This is a genomic window from Pseudomonas sp. GW821-FHT03C07 (genome assembly GCF_059420925.1).
Map to the genome: position 1 here is coordinate 403889 of NZ_JBWKUQ010000001.1, position 14761 is coordinate 418649.

The following is a 14761-nucleotide window of genomic DNA, read 5'->3' on the forward strand; positions in this document are numbered from 1 at the left end:
TCGCTCAACGCATTTGCTAGTAACCGTCGCTTTACACCGTCGCCCATCAACGATGAACTAACCTTGAGGTAGATCAAATCAGCACTCCGGAGCGTTCCCTGTGGCACGGATTTGATTTGCATCATATGGCCGCAGCCATAGACGACACACACTGGATACGCCGCGCTGTCGCGAGGCGGATAACGCGAGTGACAAGGACTCGCGCAGGAGCACTGGCATGTGCGCAAAATTCATGCTGTCTGTGGTACTGGCCAGTCTCTGCGGATTTGCCTGGGGTGCGGATGGCTCCACGCCCACTACCGAGCCCCACGTCGCGATCCTCGTTTACCACCGCTTTTCGGAGACTGCGGACGACTCGATGACAGTGCGCATGCGCACCTTCGAGACCCAGTTACGCGTTCTCCACGAGCATGGTTACCACATCGTACCGCTGCGTGAGGTCATCGACTGGTTGCGCGATTCCAATGCGAGGTTACCGGACAAACCGGTGGTGATCACCGTGGACGACGGGCATCGTTCGGTATTCGAGAAGCTGCTGCCCATTGTGCTGCGCGATCAATTTCCGATCACGCTGTTCATCTATCCATCGGCGATCTCGAACGCCTCCTATGCACTGACCTGGGAGCAATTGCGAACGTTGAAACAGACCGGGCTGTTCGACATCCAATCGCATACCTACTGGCACCCCAACTTCAAGGTCGAGCGCAGACAGCGTACCCCTGCGGATTTCCAGCAGTTCGTCCGCACACAACTGGACAATTCACGTCGCCGTCTCGAAGCACAAACGGGCGCGCATATTGACATGCTCGCCTGGCCCTACGGCATCTACGACGACGAGTTGCTCGCCCTCGCCGCCGAGGAGCACTACGTCGCGGCCTTCACCCTCGATGCCCGCAAGGCGGACCGGCACGCACCGCTACTGGCACTGCCGCGCTTCCTGATGATCGATGCTTATGGCGCCCACGCATTCGCGCACCTGCTCGGCGAACCGGACTCGCTGCCGATGCCCGCAACGGAGAACCGGCAATGCCCCTCCAGCAGCGATTGAGGTGTTGCATGATCGCGGCACTGCTTGCCATCGCCACCCTGCTGACCGGACAAAATGCCCTGGCCGTCAGCGGCGTGGTGCTCGACTCAAGCACCCAGCATCCGATCGCCAACGCAATAATCACGACTGCCACCGAGGTACTGCGCACCGATGACAACGGGCGCTTCACGACCTCCCTGCCGGTCACCGGCGTGAGCGCCCGCGCCCCCGGTTATCTGCGCAGCGAGGCACAGGTGCCCGACGAAACGCCAGTGACCCTGGCGCTGACCCCGTTTCGAGCAAAAGCGCTCTATCTGTCGGTATTCGGCGTAACCAACACGACCCTGCGCAACCAGGCAGTCAGCCTGGCCCAGAGCACGGTCATCAATGCCTTGGTGATCGACGTCAAGGGCGACCGCGGCCTGACGCCCTATCACAGCGTGGCCCGCGAGAAGATCGCTGCCGTGGCCCAGCTGACCCAGCGTGCACCGCAAGTACGGGACTTTCCGGCGTTGCTGGCCAGGCTGCATGCGCAACACCTGTACCTGATCGCGCGCATCGTGGTGTTCAAGGACGACCCGCTCGCCAGCGCGCATCCGGAGTGGAGCGTGCACACCGTGGAAGGCACGCCATGGCGCGATAGCGAGAAATTGCAATGGATGGACCCGTTTTCCCATGAAGTCTGGCAGCACAATCTCGATGTCGCCGAAGAGGCGGCGCGGATGGGCTTCGACGAGGTCCAGTTCGACTATGTGCGCTTTCCCGACAAGGGCGGGCTGCGCTTTGCCCTCTCGAACACCCGGCGCAACCGGACTGCGGCGATTGTCGGTTTCCTGCAGGCTGCACGCACACGACTCGCGCCCTACAACGTCTTTATCTCCGCGGACATCTTCGGCTACGTTTGCTGGAATCTCGACGACACCGCCATCGGCCAGCAACTCGAAATGCTCGGTACACCGCTCGACTATATTTCACCGATGCTCTACCCGTCCGGCTTCACCTGGGGCCTGCCGGGCCTGAGCGACCCCGTCAGCGATCCCGGCCAGATCGTCAGGCGCTCCCTGGCGGAGGCGGTAAAGCGTAGCCAGCTACCGGGAGTGCGCTTTCGCCCATGGCTGCAGGCCTTTCGCGATTATGCGTTCGATCATCGCGTATTTGACGCCGCGGCAATCAGTGCGCAAATAAAGGCCGCCGAGGCCGCCGACAGCGATGGATGGATGTTATGGAACCCGCACAATCACTACAACGCCGCCGATTTGCCGCCACGTTGATCGGCACCCTGAAATGCTCGGCGCTGCTGGCCGCCATGCTGACGACGCCGATCAGCGGGGCCGTCGATCTCGATGCGGCAACGCGCCTGCAAGCCGCGCGGATCGTCGAGGGGCAAATCGCCACTGGGCGTATTCCAGGGGCCGTGGTGCTGATCGGGGACGCCAGCCATGTGTTCTATCGCCAAGCCTTTGGGCAACGCGCGACCCTACTGACCCCTGAGCCGATGACGCTGAACACCGAGTTCGATCTCGCCTCGCTGACCAAGGTTATCGCCACCACCACGGCGATCATGCAACTGGCCGAAGCGGGGCTCATCGACCTGGATGCCCCTGTCGCGCGTTATTGGCCAGCCTTCGCGGCGCACGACAAGGACACGGTGACCGTGCATGACCTGCTGGCGCACACTTCCGGGCTACCCCCAGGCCTGCCCGCACCGCCGGTACATCCAGGCCGCGCGGGTGTATTGGAGGCGATCGCCGCGGAACGTCCGCGCAGCGCGGCGGGTGAGCGCGTTATCTACAGCGACCTGAATTTCGTGGTCCTCGGCGAACTGGTCCAGCGTATCAGCCACCTTCCCCTTGACGCCTATGGCCAGGCTCATATCTTCGGCCCCCTGGGTATGCGTGACACACTCTTTCTGCCGGATGCCGGGCGAGCGGCACGCAGCGCCCCGACAACCCCGGACAAGGCCGGCATGCGCCAAGGTCAGGTGCACGATCCGACAGCCCAATGGATGGGGGGTGTCTCCGGCAATGCCGGGCTGTTTTCCACGGCGGACGACCTCGCCCGCTTCGCGCAGATGCTGCTCAACGACGGACACGCGGGCAGTAAGCAGATCCTCCGGCCGCAGAGCATCAGCGCGCTCGCCACGGCCGCCTCGCCGCTCGCGAGCCTGCCCTGGCGCGGACTTGGCTGGGAACTGGACGCCCCCTTGGTGCCGAACCGTGATCGTCTACCGCCGATCGGCATGATCGGTCACACCGGCTACACCGGTACGGGCCTGTGGATCGATCAGCTGACACACCAGTTCATTGTGATCCTGAGCAACCGCGTGTATCCGAACGACCGTGGTGATGCCCGCCCGCTGCGGGCGCAGTTGCTCGCGCTGCTGGCAAGCCGGGGCACGCCGGCAAGCGTCGCACAAATCGGCCGGTTGCAACCCTCGGCATGGCCGGCGCTGCGTGCCGCCGAGCGTCTGCCGACGTCGACCGGTCCTGTGCAAACCGGTATCGACGTGCTTGAAGCGGAGCAATTTGCGCCGCTCGCCGGCCTGCGCGTCGGCCTGCTCACCAATCGCAGCGGTTTCGACGCCAGCGGCCGACGCACCGTCGATGTACTCGCCCACGCGCCAGGCGTCACGCTGGCCGCGCTGTTCTCGCCGGAACATGGGCTGAACAGCGATCTGGACGAGCCCGTCGGCGACGTAGTCGACCCGGCGACGGGCCTCACCGTCCACAGCCTCTACGGCGCGACACAGCGCTTCCCGGCCGGCTCGCTGCGCGGATTGGATGCGCTGGTCTTCGATATCCAGGATGCCGGCGTGCGCTTCTTTACCTACGAGACAACACTGGGCTACGCACTCGAAGCCGCGGCGGCCCGTGGCATCCCGCTGTTTGTACTGGACCGACCCGACCCGCTGGGTGCACAGCGCTTCGGCGGACCGCTACAGGACAGCGGCCACGAATCCTTCACCGGCTATTTCCAGGCGCCGCTGCTGCCCGGCATGACAGTCGGCGAACTGGCGAGCCTGTTCAACCGCAACAAGCCCATCGGGGCGGATCTGCGCGTCGTGCCGATGCAGGGATACCAACGCGCGATGACCTTCGCCGACACCGGTCTGGGCTGGGTGCCGCCCTCGCCGAACCTGCGCACGCTGCCCCAACTGGATCTGTACCCGGATGTCGCTTTGCTCGAAGGCGCGAATCTGAGCGTGGGCCGTGGCACAGCCCATCCATTCGAATGGATCGGCGCGCCGTGGATCGATGCGACCCGGCTCGCCAACGCGCTGAATGCACTGGATACCGGCGCGCATTTCGAGCCGGTCGACTTCGTCCCGACCGAGTCAACCTGGCGCGGTCAGCTCTGTCATGGCGTCAGCATCGTGCGCAACGCGAGCGCCGCGCCACGCCCCATCGCCAGCCTCGGTCTGGCGCTGCTCGCGACACTGCACGGGCTCTATCCCGACACCTTCGATCTGACCGCAACCCGCGCGTCGATCGGCTCACAAAAGGTCTGGCAAGCGATTCGCGACGGCGCGTCGGCGGACGCCGCGCAAGCGCTCGACGCCAGCGCGCTAGAGCGCTTCGCGCGACTGCGGCGGGAGAGTTTGCGCTACTGAGCTGTGGGCGTACCGAACCCATCCTGGCCTCAGGCCCGATTTCAGTCACGCACGGCGTAGGGGGCATTCTCAAAGCACTGGCCCAGCCACTGGGCGAAAACACGTACGCGAGAGGACAGCTGTCGGCTCTGCGGATAGAGCACCGTCACGGGCATGGGCGGCGGCGCGAAACCGGGCAATATGATTTTCAACCGACCTTCGGCCAGTTCCCTCTCGATCCGATAACGCGGCACTTGCACCAACCCCAGCCCGCAGAGTGCGGCGCCCGTGTAGAGGTCGGCCCCCGTTACCGAGACGATAGAACACAGGTCGATCTCGACGACTTCATTGCCAACCTTGAAGTCCAGCCCGAGGGGCCTGCCGGTGGCACTGGAAACATAGCTCACCGCTACATGGGAACGCAGGTCGTCGAGGTCGACAGGTTCACCGTGACACTGCAAATAGTCCGGACTGGCCACCGTGACCTGCTCCATACGTGCCACGCGCCGGGCAATCATCGAAGAGTCCTGCAGTGAACCGGCACGCAACACACAGTCCACCCCCTCACGCACCAGGTCGACCAGCCGATCGTCCTCGCTCAGGTGCAGGGTGATATCGGGGTATTGAACCAGAAAATTTCTCAACGCCGGCATCACGAAGTGCTTGGCCAGGGTGCCTTGCAGATTCACTCGCAGCAGGCCCTTTGGGCGGACATCGCTAAAGGAGGTTTCCGCTTCCTCCAGATCCGTCAGCAAACGCACGCAACGATGATAGTAAGCCTCACCGTCGTGGGTCAGGCGCACCTGCCGCGTCGTGCGCTCCAGCAGGCGCACGCCAATGCGCAACTCCAGCCGCTTGATCAGGTTGGTAACCGTGGCCCGAGGGATCCGCAGATCTTCCGCCGCGGCGGTGAAACTCTGGCGATCGGCGACTCGCACAAAAACCTGCATCTCTTGGAATCGATCCATCGAAAAGTACGACGTCTGATAGTTGTAGTAAATGGAATTATATAGCCTATTTTTACGTAATTATCTCCTCATAAAAACAGTCCATCATTGCGCCCGATTGCAACCCTTGCGCTATTTGCAACGATGGAGCTCGCGGCGCGTAGCCCCAGCCCCCCTCTCCCACACCACCGGGGCTTGCGGCCCTCAGAACAAGAGACAACGACGATGACGATGACGCTATTGATTCTTGGGGCGACGGGCCAGGTTGGCCGTAACGTGCTTCAGCAAGCCCTGGAAAACGAGCGTATCGAGCAGGTTATCGCACCCACGCGCAAGGCCCTCCCGGCGCATCCCAAGCTCTATAACCCAGTGTCAGAGGATTTAGGCCAGGTACTGGTGGATCTCGCCAAAGGGCCGATTGACGCCATGATCTGCGCGATGGGAACAACCATCGCGAAGGCCGGTTCGAAGGAGGCGTTTCGACAAGTCGATTACCTGTTGCCGATCAAGTTCGCAGAACTGGCCTTGGCGCTAGGGGCGAAGGTTTGCGCACTGATCTCTTCACCAGGGGCTTCTCTCTCCATCCCCCTGTACTACTGCCGGACTAAAGGTGAGCTGGAACGGGATATCCGGCGCATCGGGTTCCCCTCATTGACGATTATTCGTCCGGGAATGATCGGTGGCCGCCGTGAGGAGTTTCGTCTTGCCGAACGCTTGATACTTCCCATGGCCGCCCTGCTTCAGCCGATATTGCCGCGAGGTCTGTGGGTCAACCCTCCCGCCAATATTGCCAAGGCGCTGATCGATGCCGTGCTGTCCAGGGTACCCGGCGAGCGCAGGCTCACCTCCAGAGACCTTGTGTGACCGCGCGCCGACCGACGTCGTTTGGTCGGCTCTTATTGGCGCTCTTTACCCGGAGCCTCTCGATCGATCCGAATTTTTCAGGGCGCTATGGAACTTCGACATTTGCGGTACTTCCTGATGGTCGCCGAGGAACAGCATTTCACTCGAGCAGCCGTTCGACTGAACATACAACAACCACCGCTCAGTCAGCAGATTCGCTCCCTGGAAAAGGAGCTGGGATTCGATCTGTTTCGACGTCATCCCAAAGGCGTCGACCTGACGCCCGGAGGGCTGATTTTCCTTCAGGAAGCCCGGGATATTCTCAACCGGGTCGCGGACGCCGCACGGCGTTCGGCCAAGGTCGCCCAAGGGTATGAGGGAACGCTGTCGATTGGCTTCACCTGTTCAGCCGCTGCGCACCACTTGACTCCCTGCATCATCCGCGCCTATCGCGAGGCGTATCCAGGTGTCAGCCTGTTGCTCAATGAGGGCAGTGCCCGGGAACTGACCGACGATGTGGTCCAGCACAAGCTCGACGTCGGTATCCTCCGTGTGCCCGTAAGCCGGCCCTACGAAATGACCTTCTATCAATTGCTCGAGGAGGACATGCTGCTGGTCCTTCCGATCGGGCACCGGTTATTGAAGTGCACAGGTAAAAAAAACACGGCGGGCGGCGACGAGTCGATGCCTGTCATCGCGATCAAGCACCTGGCTGATGAGCCGTTCATTCTCGTTCGACGCAGTGGCACCACGGGAATGTATTCAAAGCTGATCGAGGCCTGCGAAAACGCCGGCTTCACACCCAAGGTTGCCTTCGAAGTCGAACACATGCTGACCAATATCAGCCTGGTGGCCGCCGGGGCGGGGGTTTCCATTGTGCCCGCGTCGATGAACGGGTTTCATCGCAAGTCAGTGGTCTACTGCCGCATCAACGCCCAGCCACAACTGGTCGCACCGATCACCCTGATTTGCCGGCATGAAGAGCAAGGACCGATCCTGTACAACTTCATCAATCTGGCAAAACGTATCGCCATGAGCTGAACGCCCCATGCCTGATAACGCCGTCCGCTCAACCCGGCTGAGCGACAGCGTAAACTCGATATCTTTAAAATATCGAGATCGATTTTTTATGTATTTTAAATCCATCCGTATTGTAGATAACCTACATACATTCAAGGATGTATGTTAAGTGCCAGGCGTTACTCGACAGTCCAACCGAACTATTTAAATTGCGAACACGTCGATTCACCCCATCCACGAGCACCCCCGTCAGACGGTAAAGAGTTCAGATCACTTTTAATGGGTTGTCATAAGAGCACATCATGTCTTGGAATCCGCGCCATCTATCGATCCGGCAATCGTTAACGGACTCGCGAACGCGAATGATCGATATACAAGAATGCCTGAGCCATCTCGAATTGATCCCCTGCGATTCCGATGCCACCCAATGTTTGATCCGGCATATCAGGTGGTTAGCCCTGTCGGCCGACACTGCACTATTCGTTTCGATCAATCGCTTCTGCCTGGAACTCTACACGTTAATCAACACACCCAGAATCAAAAAAAAAATGAACGGCCCTACGCTGCAAGCCCTTAGAAAATGCTGCAACTTGCTGGCTTGGCAACTGGAGCTCACAAACCCGCGCACGGGCATTTTGCACATGGACAGATGGGAAGAAATGATTCTGCTCAGCGAGCTGAAAAAATCGTTAACAAACACGCTAAGCACAACCACCCGCTGTGCTAAAACACCGCGCCTGCTCACCCCATAAAAACACCACCGAGTGGATGTCCCATGGTTTCTCGTAGCCTCCAATTGAAGTTCGTTTTCCCTGTTTTCGCCATTGTGGCGTTTACCACACTTGTTCTTGTCGCCGTCATTTCTGCAAAAACGAGCCATGACATCGAACAGTCCGCGCAAGACAAAATGCAGGAACAGCTCTCGAGCATGCAACACGTCCTCAACGTCACCGATACGCTCGTGATGGAACGGGTAAAAGGATCGATGAAGTTGCTGATGGAGCAAGGTCAATATCTGCGTGCGCCCTATCAAGGTGACCCCATCGCCCTCAGTGGCCGGATGGTTCCCGAGCTCCTTCTGGGCGGTCAGGCACAGACGAACAACTTCGAACTGGTTGACCGCGTGACGTCAAGTCAGGGCGGCTCGGCTACTTTATTCTCCAAGGCCGGTAGCGAGTTTGTCCGTATCAGTACCAATGTGCAGTTCGAGGGAAGGCGTGCCATTGGCACGCTACTGGACCCCAATGGATTGCCGAGCGCCGCTATTCGAAAAGGCCAAGCGTTCTATGGGCAAGTCGATATCCTGGGCAATCCCTATCTGACAGGGTACGAACCGATTCTGGACGACCAGAAACAGACGGTGGGCATCTGGTATGTGGGTTACAAAGTCGACATGCAAGCCTTGCAGGCATCCATTGCCAAAAGCCACATACTGAACGGCGGCTTCGTCGCGTTGCTGGACGACAAAGGCAATGTGCGCTTTCAGTCGCAAAGTGTTCCATTGGATACCGTCCAACGGGTTGCAGGCGGCAACCTGAATGGCTGGGTCGTGAAGCGTGAGATGTTCTCCCCTTGGGGATTCACTATCATTGCCGCTTACCCCGAGGATGAGGTGCGTGTTGCAGTAAAAAATCAAATTATCCAAGTGACGGCTATTGGCTTGGCGCTGTCGGGCGCGTTGATGGGCCTGGTTTTCTGGCTGTCGCGCTCGCTGGTCGTCACGCCCCTGAACCAGGCGGTATCGATTGCTCGCAAGATCGCGGCGGGAGATTTGTCATCACCGCCGCCAATCACCTTACGTAACGATGAAATTGGCGACCTGGTCCGCTCACTGAGCAATATGCAGACGTCATTGCGCCAGATGATCGGAAACATCGCGGATAATGCCCAAGGTATTTCCACTCTGTCGTCTTCACTTTCTTCCTCCGCCGAAGAGGTGGCCGCTCAATCGGCGCAACAGAGTGGCGCGGCGGCGTCCGCCGCCGCCGCGTTGGAAGAGTTGAGCACCAGTATCGGACATGTCGCGGTCAAGGCCCGCGAATCCTTTGCCTTGGCTCAAGACGCTGGCGACAAAGCCAGGTTCGGCGGTGTCGTGGTGGAGAAGGCTTCGGCAGAAATGCACAACATCGCCGATAGCGTCGGCCAATCTTCCGAGCGAATAACCTTACTTGGGCAGCACTCTTCCAGGATTTCGATCATTGTCGGCGTCATTAAATCCATCGCCGAACAAACCAATCTGCTTGCACTCAACGCGGCCATTGAAGCCGCACGTGCCGGTGAACACGGGCGCGGCTTTGCAGTAGTCGCCGATGAAGTGCGCGAACTTGCCGAGCGCACCGCCAGGTCCACGGTGGAAATCAGCACAATGATTGACTCCATCCAATCGGGAACGGAACAGGTGGTGGAGACCCTGCAACAGGGGCAGGACCGTGCCAACTCGGGTGTCGAAATGGCTGGTGAGGCAGGACGTGCCGTGAATGAGATCAGCGCTTGCTCCGAACAGGTCGTGGATGCCGTCAATAGCATTTCCACAGCGCTTGAGCAGCAAAACGCGGCCAATCATGAAATAGCCATCAATGTGGCCGATATGGCGACCCTCTCTGAGAAAAACACCTCCGCCGTCCAGCAAGTCGCGCAAGCATCCAGGCAGTTACAAGCCTCGTCCAACTCACTACAGGCAACGGTTGACCTGTTCACGTTGTGAGCCATCTTATCGGCAGCAAGGACCGAACACCCGGGGTGTGGTTACGCTCATCAAGACCGGTCACGCCGGGCATCGACCCGCTGCAGGGTCATGCTCGGCGTCTCATCGAACAGCTTGCGGTATTCGCAGGAAAAGCGCCCCAGATGGCTGAAGCCCCAGCCCATTGCGATCACCGAAATATTGTGGGCAGAACGATCTTCGAGGATTTCCTGGCGGACACCCATCAAGCGATATTTCTTCAGGTAAGCCATGGGTGACATTCCGAAGTATTTCTTGAAGTCTTCGAACAGCTTGAACCGCGACACCCCGGCGGCGGCTTCGATATCGTCAAGGTTGAGGGCATCACGGGCATGGGCATGAATGAAGTCCTTGGCACGCACCAGGTAATGCGGCAGTTTCACCCCCAGACGCTCGCGTAGCTCAGCAGAATAGTTGTGCGGTTGGGACAGGATCAGGCCCTTGAGCAAGGCACTCTCCAGGTCACGATTGAACAGCAACTGGCCGTACAGCTCACTGCGCTCCATCTCTTCGATGAAGTGCTTGACCGTGCGCCACCAGGAGGCAACCGACCCGGTCACCGCATCCATTTCGGGCTCAAAACGCAGGGTGGTGCCCAAGGGATGCTGCAACATGTCTTCCAGGGTCTTGCGCATGGCACTGCGGGTGATCACCACCTGCAGCTTGCGACAGTCGCCGGTGATACTCAATTGCTGACTCTCGTTGGGCGAAACGATGACGCCATGGTCGCGATCAGAGCGCAACAGCTCCCCGCCCCGACTCAGCTCCTGCTCACCACTCAACGGCAAGCTCAGGCTGTAGCTGTTGAAGCTGTCGACGTCGGTAACCCCCACCGTGACATCAGTGCCGTACTCGATGATGCCCAGGGTGGTCGACATCGACTTGAGCACGTTGCCACTGTGGTGGAACTGGATGCTGTTGGGTTTGCTCGCATGAAGCAAATGTGGGCCGCAGATCGTCGACATCCATGAGTGCGCCCCAGCCAGGTCGAAGTGATCGGCATGGATGTCACGGAAATGATAGTCGGGCTTGCTACTCATCGGCGTTACTCAACAAGGCTATTTTCGATACGGGCTCTGACGGCGCGCTGGCTTGTCCGGACGCAAGCTCCATGCCATCACCGGGTGCCAACAAGCACCCGACGATGTTCCGGATAGTCTTCGGTCATCTTACACAACCGGCAGTACGCGGGCGCCACCCGCTGAATGGACGGTCTGGTTTGCGCTATTTACTGTGCGATTACCGGCTACGTCCATGGCTGGGACGGTTGAATGTCGCACGCCGGACAGACGCGCAAAATTTCCGGACTGTCTTCGCCAACTATGCGGATAGACCGAAGGTCTGCGCCGACTCTTAATACGTGTACCGATTCACCCGATGAAACAGGTACCGACTTATGCATTATTCAAAAAGCGTCGCCCAATGGCAGACCTTCATCCAGGGTTGCCTGGACTTCCGTCCGGTGGAGGGCATCTACCGTATCGCCCGGGAAATGTTCACCGAACCTGAATTGTTCGATCTCGAGATGGAACTGATCTTCGAAAAGAACTGGATCTACGCCTGTCACGAAAGCGAGATCGCCCACAAGCATGACTTCATGACCCTGCGTGCCGGGCGCCAGCCACTGATCATCAGCCGCGACGGCGAAGGCCGGCTCAACGCCCTGATCAATGCCTGTCAGCACCGTGGCACGACCCTGACCCGCGTCGGCAAGGGCAACCAGTCGACCTTCACCTGCCCCTTCCACGCCTGGTGCTACAAAAGCGATGGCCGCCTGGTCAAGGTCAAGGCGCCGGGTGAATATCCCGAGAGTTTCGACAAGGCCAACCGCGGCCTGAAAAAAGCCCGTATCGAAAGCTACAAGGGCTTCGTCTTCGTCAGCCTGGACGTCGACGGCGGCGACAGCCTGGAAGACTACCTGGGCGACGCCAAGGTGTTCTTCGACATGATGGTCGCGCAATCGGCCAGCGGCGAGCTGGAAGTGCTGCCCGGCAAGTCGTCCTATACCTATGACGGCAATTGGAAGCTGCAGAACGAAAACGGCCTGGACGGTTATCACGTCAGCACCGTGCATTACAACTACGTCGCCACGGTGCAGCATCGCCAGCAGGTCAACGCCGAGAAAGGCAGCGCCTCGAGCGACACCCTGGACTACAGCAAGCTCGGTGCCGGCGATGCCGAGACCGACGACGGCTGGTTCTCCTTCAACAACGGCCACAGCCTGCTGTTCAGCGACATGCCCAACCCGGCGGTGCGCCCCGGCTACGCCAGCATCATGCCGCGCCTGGTCGAAGAATATGGTCAGGACAGGGCCGAGTGGATGATGCATCGCCTGCGCAACCTGAATGTCTACCCGAGCATGTTCTTCCTCGACCAGATCAGCTCGCAGCTGCGGATCATTCGTCCGCTGGCCTGGAACAAGACCGAGATCCACAGCTTCTGCCTGGGGGTCAAGGGCGAGTCCGATGCCGATCGCGAAAACCGTATCCGTCAGTTCGAAGACTTCTTCAATGTCTCCGGCCTCGGCACCCCCGATGACCTGGTGGAGTTCCGTGAAGCCCAGCGCGGCTTCCAGGCGCGCCTGGAGCGCTGGAGCGACATCTCCCGTGGCCATGACCAATGGGTCACGGGGGCCACCCGCAACAGCGAGACCCTCGGCATCCAACCGGTCCTGACCGGAACCGAGTTCACCCACGAAGGGCTCTACGTCAACCAGCACGGCAACTGGCAGCGCTTCTTGCTCGAAGGCCTGGCGCGCAAGGCCGCCGAAGAGCAACCCCTGCAACTGCGCGAGGTGTAATCATGAATTCGCAACTGCAATACCGTGTTGAACAGTTTTTCTACCGCAAGGCCGAGCTGTGCGATGCCCAGGACTGGGACGCTTACCTCGACCTGTTCAGCGAGGACAGCGAGTTCCACCTACCGCAATGGGATTCGGAGCACGTCTACACCACTGACCCGAAGAAGGGCATGTCACTGATCTACTACGCCAACCGCGGCGGCCTGGAAGATCGGGTGTTCCGCTTGCGCACTGGCAAGGCCGCCTCGACCATCCCAATGCCACGCACCTTGCACATGATCAACAACCTGCGCATCGCGGCGCTGGAAAACGACGAACTGGAGGTCCGGGTCAACTGGCAGACCCTGTACTACCGCATGGCCACCTCCGAGCAATTCTACGGCCGCGCCACCTACCGCCTGCGACCCGACGGCGAGAGCTGGAAGATCGCCCGCAAACATGTGCTGCTGCTCAACGACACGATTAATTCGGTGCTCGACTTCTACCATTTGTAAGCCACGGAGTACCCGACATGAACCACAAAGTGGCTTTCAATTTTGCCGATGGCAAAACCTCGTTTTTTGAGGTCAAGGCCAACGAATTGTTGCTCGACGCGGCCCTGCGCAACGGCGTGAACATTCCCCTGGATTGTCGCGAAGGCGTCTGTGGTACTTGCCAGGGACGCTGCGAATCCGGCCAGTACACGCAAGACTATATCGACGACGAAGTGTTCAGCGAAACCGACCTGGCGCAAGGCAAGATGCTCTCGTGTCAGACGCGCGTGCAGTCCGCGGCGTCCTTTTACTTCGACTTCGATTCAAGCCTGTGCAATGCCGGCGCCACCCAACGCCTACACGCCGTCATCGCCAAGGTCGAGCAGGTTTCCAGCAGCACGGCGATCCTGCATGTCGACGCCAGTTCCAGCGAGCGGCCGCTGGACTTCCTGCCCGGTCAATACGCGCGCCTGAAGGTGCCTGGCACCGAGGCCTGGCGCTCCTATTCGTTCGCCAACCAGCCCAACCCGGGCAATCAGTTGCGGTTCCTTATTCGGCTGCTACCGGATGGCGTGATGAGCAACTTTATCCGCGAACGGTGTGAGCCCGGGCAAGCGCTGGAGTTCGAGGCCCCGCTGGGCAGTTTCTATCTGCGGCAGGTCAACAAACCGCTGGTGATGGTGGCCGGTGGCACGGGGCTTTCGGCGTTTCTCGGCATGCTCGACGAGATCGCCGACAAAGGCGGATGCCAACAACCAATCAAGCTGTTCTATGGCGTCAACCAACACACCGACCTGTGCGAACTGAATCGCCTGGCGGAGTATCGAACGCGCATCGCGGGTTTCGAGTATCACTTGGTGGTTAGCCAGCCCTCGCCAGAATGGCCAGGCAAGACCGGACGGATTCCCCAACACTTCGACCGCCAGACCATGAACGCCAACCCGTTCGACATCTACTTGTGTGGCCCGCCGCCCATGGTCGAGGCGGTCAAGACCTGGTTTGTCGAGCAACGTATCGACGGCTTCCATCTGTATTACGAGAAGTTTATCGACAGCAACTCGGCGACCTGATCACTAACCCTGACCCGCGTCCGACCTGCTCGAGATAGGCCTCCAGCACGGACTCGACCTCGACAGAGCACCGCCTCTGACAGCGCCGTCAGAGGGTGCTCGCGACGCTTTTGCAAAGCGACCAGTCCACACAACCCCACCCTAAGAGAAGTCCCGTTTCTACGTAGTAAATTTTTACACTTCTTCCCCGTGGGTGGATCCAACCGACCACTTGGAAACCCTCAAAGCCATGAAACACGCGGGTTTGAACCGCTTATCCGAACCCATAAA

The 14761-nt window shown here is 59.7% G+C and carries 12 protein-coding genes and 1 pseudogene; 11 read left to right on the top strand and 2 right to left on the bottom strand.

Going from position 1 to position 14761, the window contains the following annotated elements:
* Positions 1 to 217 precede the first annotated feature (217 nt).
* From AC07VG_RS01715 to AC07VG_RS01725, 3 genes are read left to right on the top strand one after another with little or no spacing between them, the layout of a single operon-like run.
* A complete protein-coding gene (locus AC07VG_RS01715) occupies positions 218 to 1048 on the top strand; it encodes a polysaccharide deacetylase family protein (RefSeq protein ID WP_495020341.1) in 831 nt (276 codons plus the stop codon).
* An 8-nt stretch (positions 1049 to 1056) separates the two neighbouring features.
* Positions 1057 to 2298 (top strand): putative glycoside hydrolase, encoded by a 1242-nt coding sequence (locus tag AC07VG_RS01720; protein WP_495000483.1) that lies wholly within the window; start codon positions 1057 to 1059, stop codon positions 2296 to 2298.
* Positions 2250 to 4637, top strand: a complete 2388-nt coding sequence (locus AC07VG_RS01725) for an exo-beta-N-acetylmuramidase NamZ domain-containing protein (protein ID WP_495020342.1) — start codon at positions 2250 to 2252, stop codon at positions 4635 to 4637. The genes AC07VG_RS01720 and AC07VG_RS01725 overlap by 49 nt, the downstream gene beginning before the upstream one ends.
* Before the next feature lie 41 nt (positions 4638 to 4678).
* Here the strand turns inward: AC07VG_RS01725 and AC07VG_RS01730 are convergent, their stop codons facing one another.
* Positions 4679 to 5584, bottom strand: coding sequence for a LysR family transcriptional regulator (locus tag AC07VG_RS01730; RefSeq protein WP_495000481.1), 906 nt, complete (start codon positions 5582 to 5584; stop codon positions 4679 to 4681).
* 204 nt (positions 5585 to 5788) lie between these two features.
* Between AC07VG_RS01730 and AC07VG_RS01735 the strand changes: the two genes are divergently transcribed.
* The 5 genes and pseudogenes from AC07VG_RS01735 to AC07VG_RS01755 all read left to right on the top strand — a co-directional run bounded on the left by AC07VG_RS01735 (position 5789) and on the right by AC07VG_RS01755 (position 10130).
* Positions 5789 to 6427, top strand: a complete 639-nt coding sequence (locus AC07VG_RS01735) for a Rossmann-fold NAD(P)-binding domain-containing protein (RefSeq protein ID WP_495020343.1) — start codon at positions 5789 to 5791, stop codon at positions 6425 to 6427.
* A gap of 87 nt (positions 6428 to 6514) precedes the next feature.
* The gene (locus AC07VG_RS01740; protein WP_495020344.1) at positions 6515 to 7447 is read left to right on the top strand and encodes a LysR family transcriptional regulator; all 933 of its coding nucleotides are present in this window, start codon (positions 6515 to 6517) and stop codon (positions 7445 to 7447) included.
* A 341-nt stretch (positions 7448 to 7788) separates the two neighbouring features.
* On the top strand, positions 7789 to 8178 hold the full coding sequence (locus AC07VG_RS01745) for a hypothetical protein (protein WP_495000479.1): 390 nt from the start codon (positions 7789 to 7791) through the stop codon (positions 8176 to 8178).
* 23 nt (positions 8179 to 8201) lie between these two features.
* A pseudogene (locus tag AC07VG_RS01750) lies at positions 8202 to 9275 on the top strand (Cache 3/Cache 2 fusion domain-containing protein); the annotation flags it as partial.
* Between the two features lie 12 nt (positions 9276 to 9287).
* On the top strand, positions 9288 to 10130 hold the full coding sequence (locus AC07VG_RS01755) for a methyl-accepting chemotaxis protein (protein ID WP_495020461.1): 843 nt from the start codon (positions 9288 to 9290) through the stop codon (positions 10128 to 10130).
* A 50-nt stretch (positions 10131 to 10180) separates the two neighbouring features.
* Here the strand turns inward: AC07VG_RS01755 and AC07VG_RS01760 are convergent, their stop codons facing one another.
* A complete protein-coding gene (locus AC07VG_RS01760; RefSeq protein WP_495020345.1) occupies positions 10181 to 11188 on the bottom strand; it encodes an AraC family transcriptional regulator in 1008 nt (335 codons plus the stop codon).
* A 356-nt stretch (positions 11189 to 11544) separates the two neighbouring features.
* On the opposite strand from AC07VG_RS01760, the gene antA reads away from it, so the two are divergent.
* Genes antA through antC form a run of 3 tightly spaced genes read left to right on the top strand, consistent with a single transcriptional unit; the run spans position 11545 to position 14491 of the window.
* Positions 11545 to 12948, top strand: a complete 1404-nt coding sequence (antA, locus tag AC07VG_RS01765; RefSeq protein WP_495020346.1) for an anthranilate 1,2-dioxygenase large subunit — start codon at positions 11545 to 11547, stop codon at positions 12946 to 12948.
* A gap of 2 nt (positions 12949 to 12950) precedes the next feature.
* Positions 12951 to 13442 (top strand): anthranilate 1,2-dioxygenase small subunit, encoded by a 492-nt coding sequence (gene antB / locus AC07VG_RS01770; RefSeq protein ID WP_495000476.1) that lies wholly within the window; start codon positions 12951 to 12953, stop codon positions 13440 to 13442.
* Between the two features lie 17 nt (positions 13443 to 13459).
* A complete protein-coding gene (antC, locus tag AC07VG_RS01775; RefSeq protein ID WP_495000475.1) occupies positions 13460 to 14491 on the top strand; it encodes an anthranilate 1,2-dioxygenase electron transfer component AntC in 1032 nt (343 codons plus the stop codon).
* Positions 14492 to 14761: the final 270 nt, after the last annotated feature.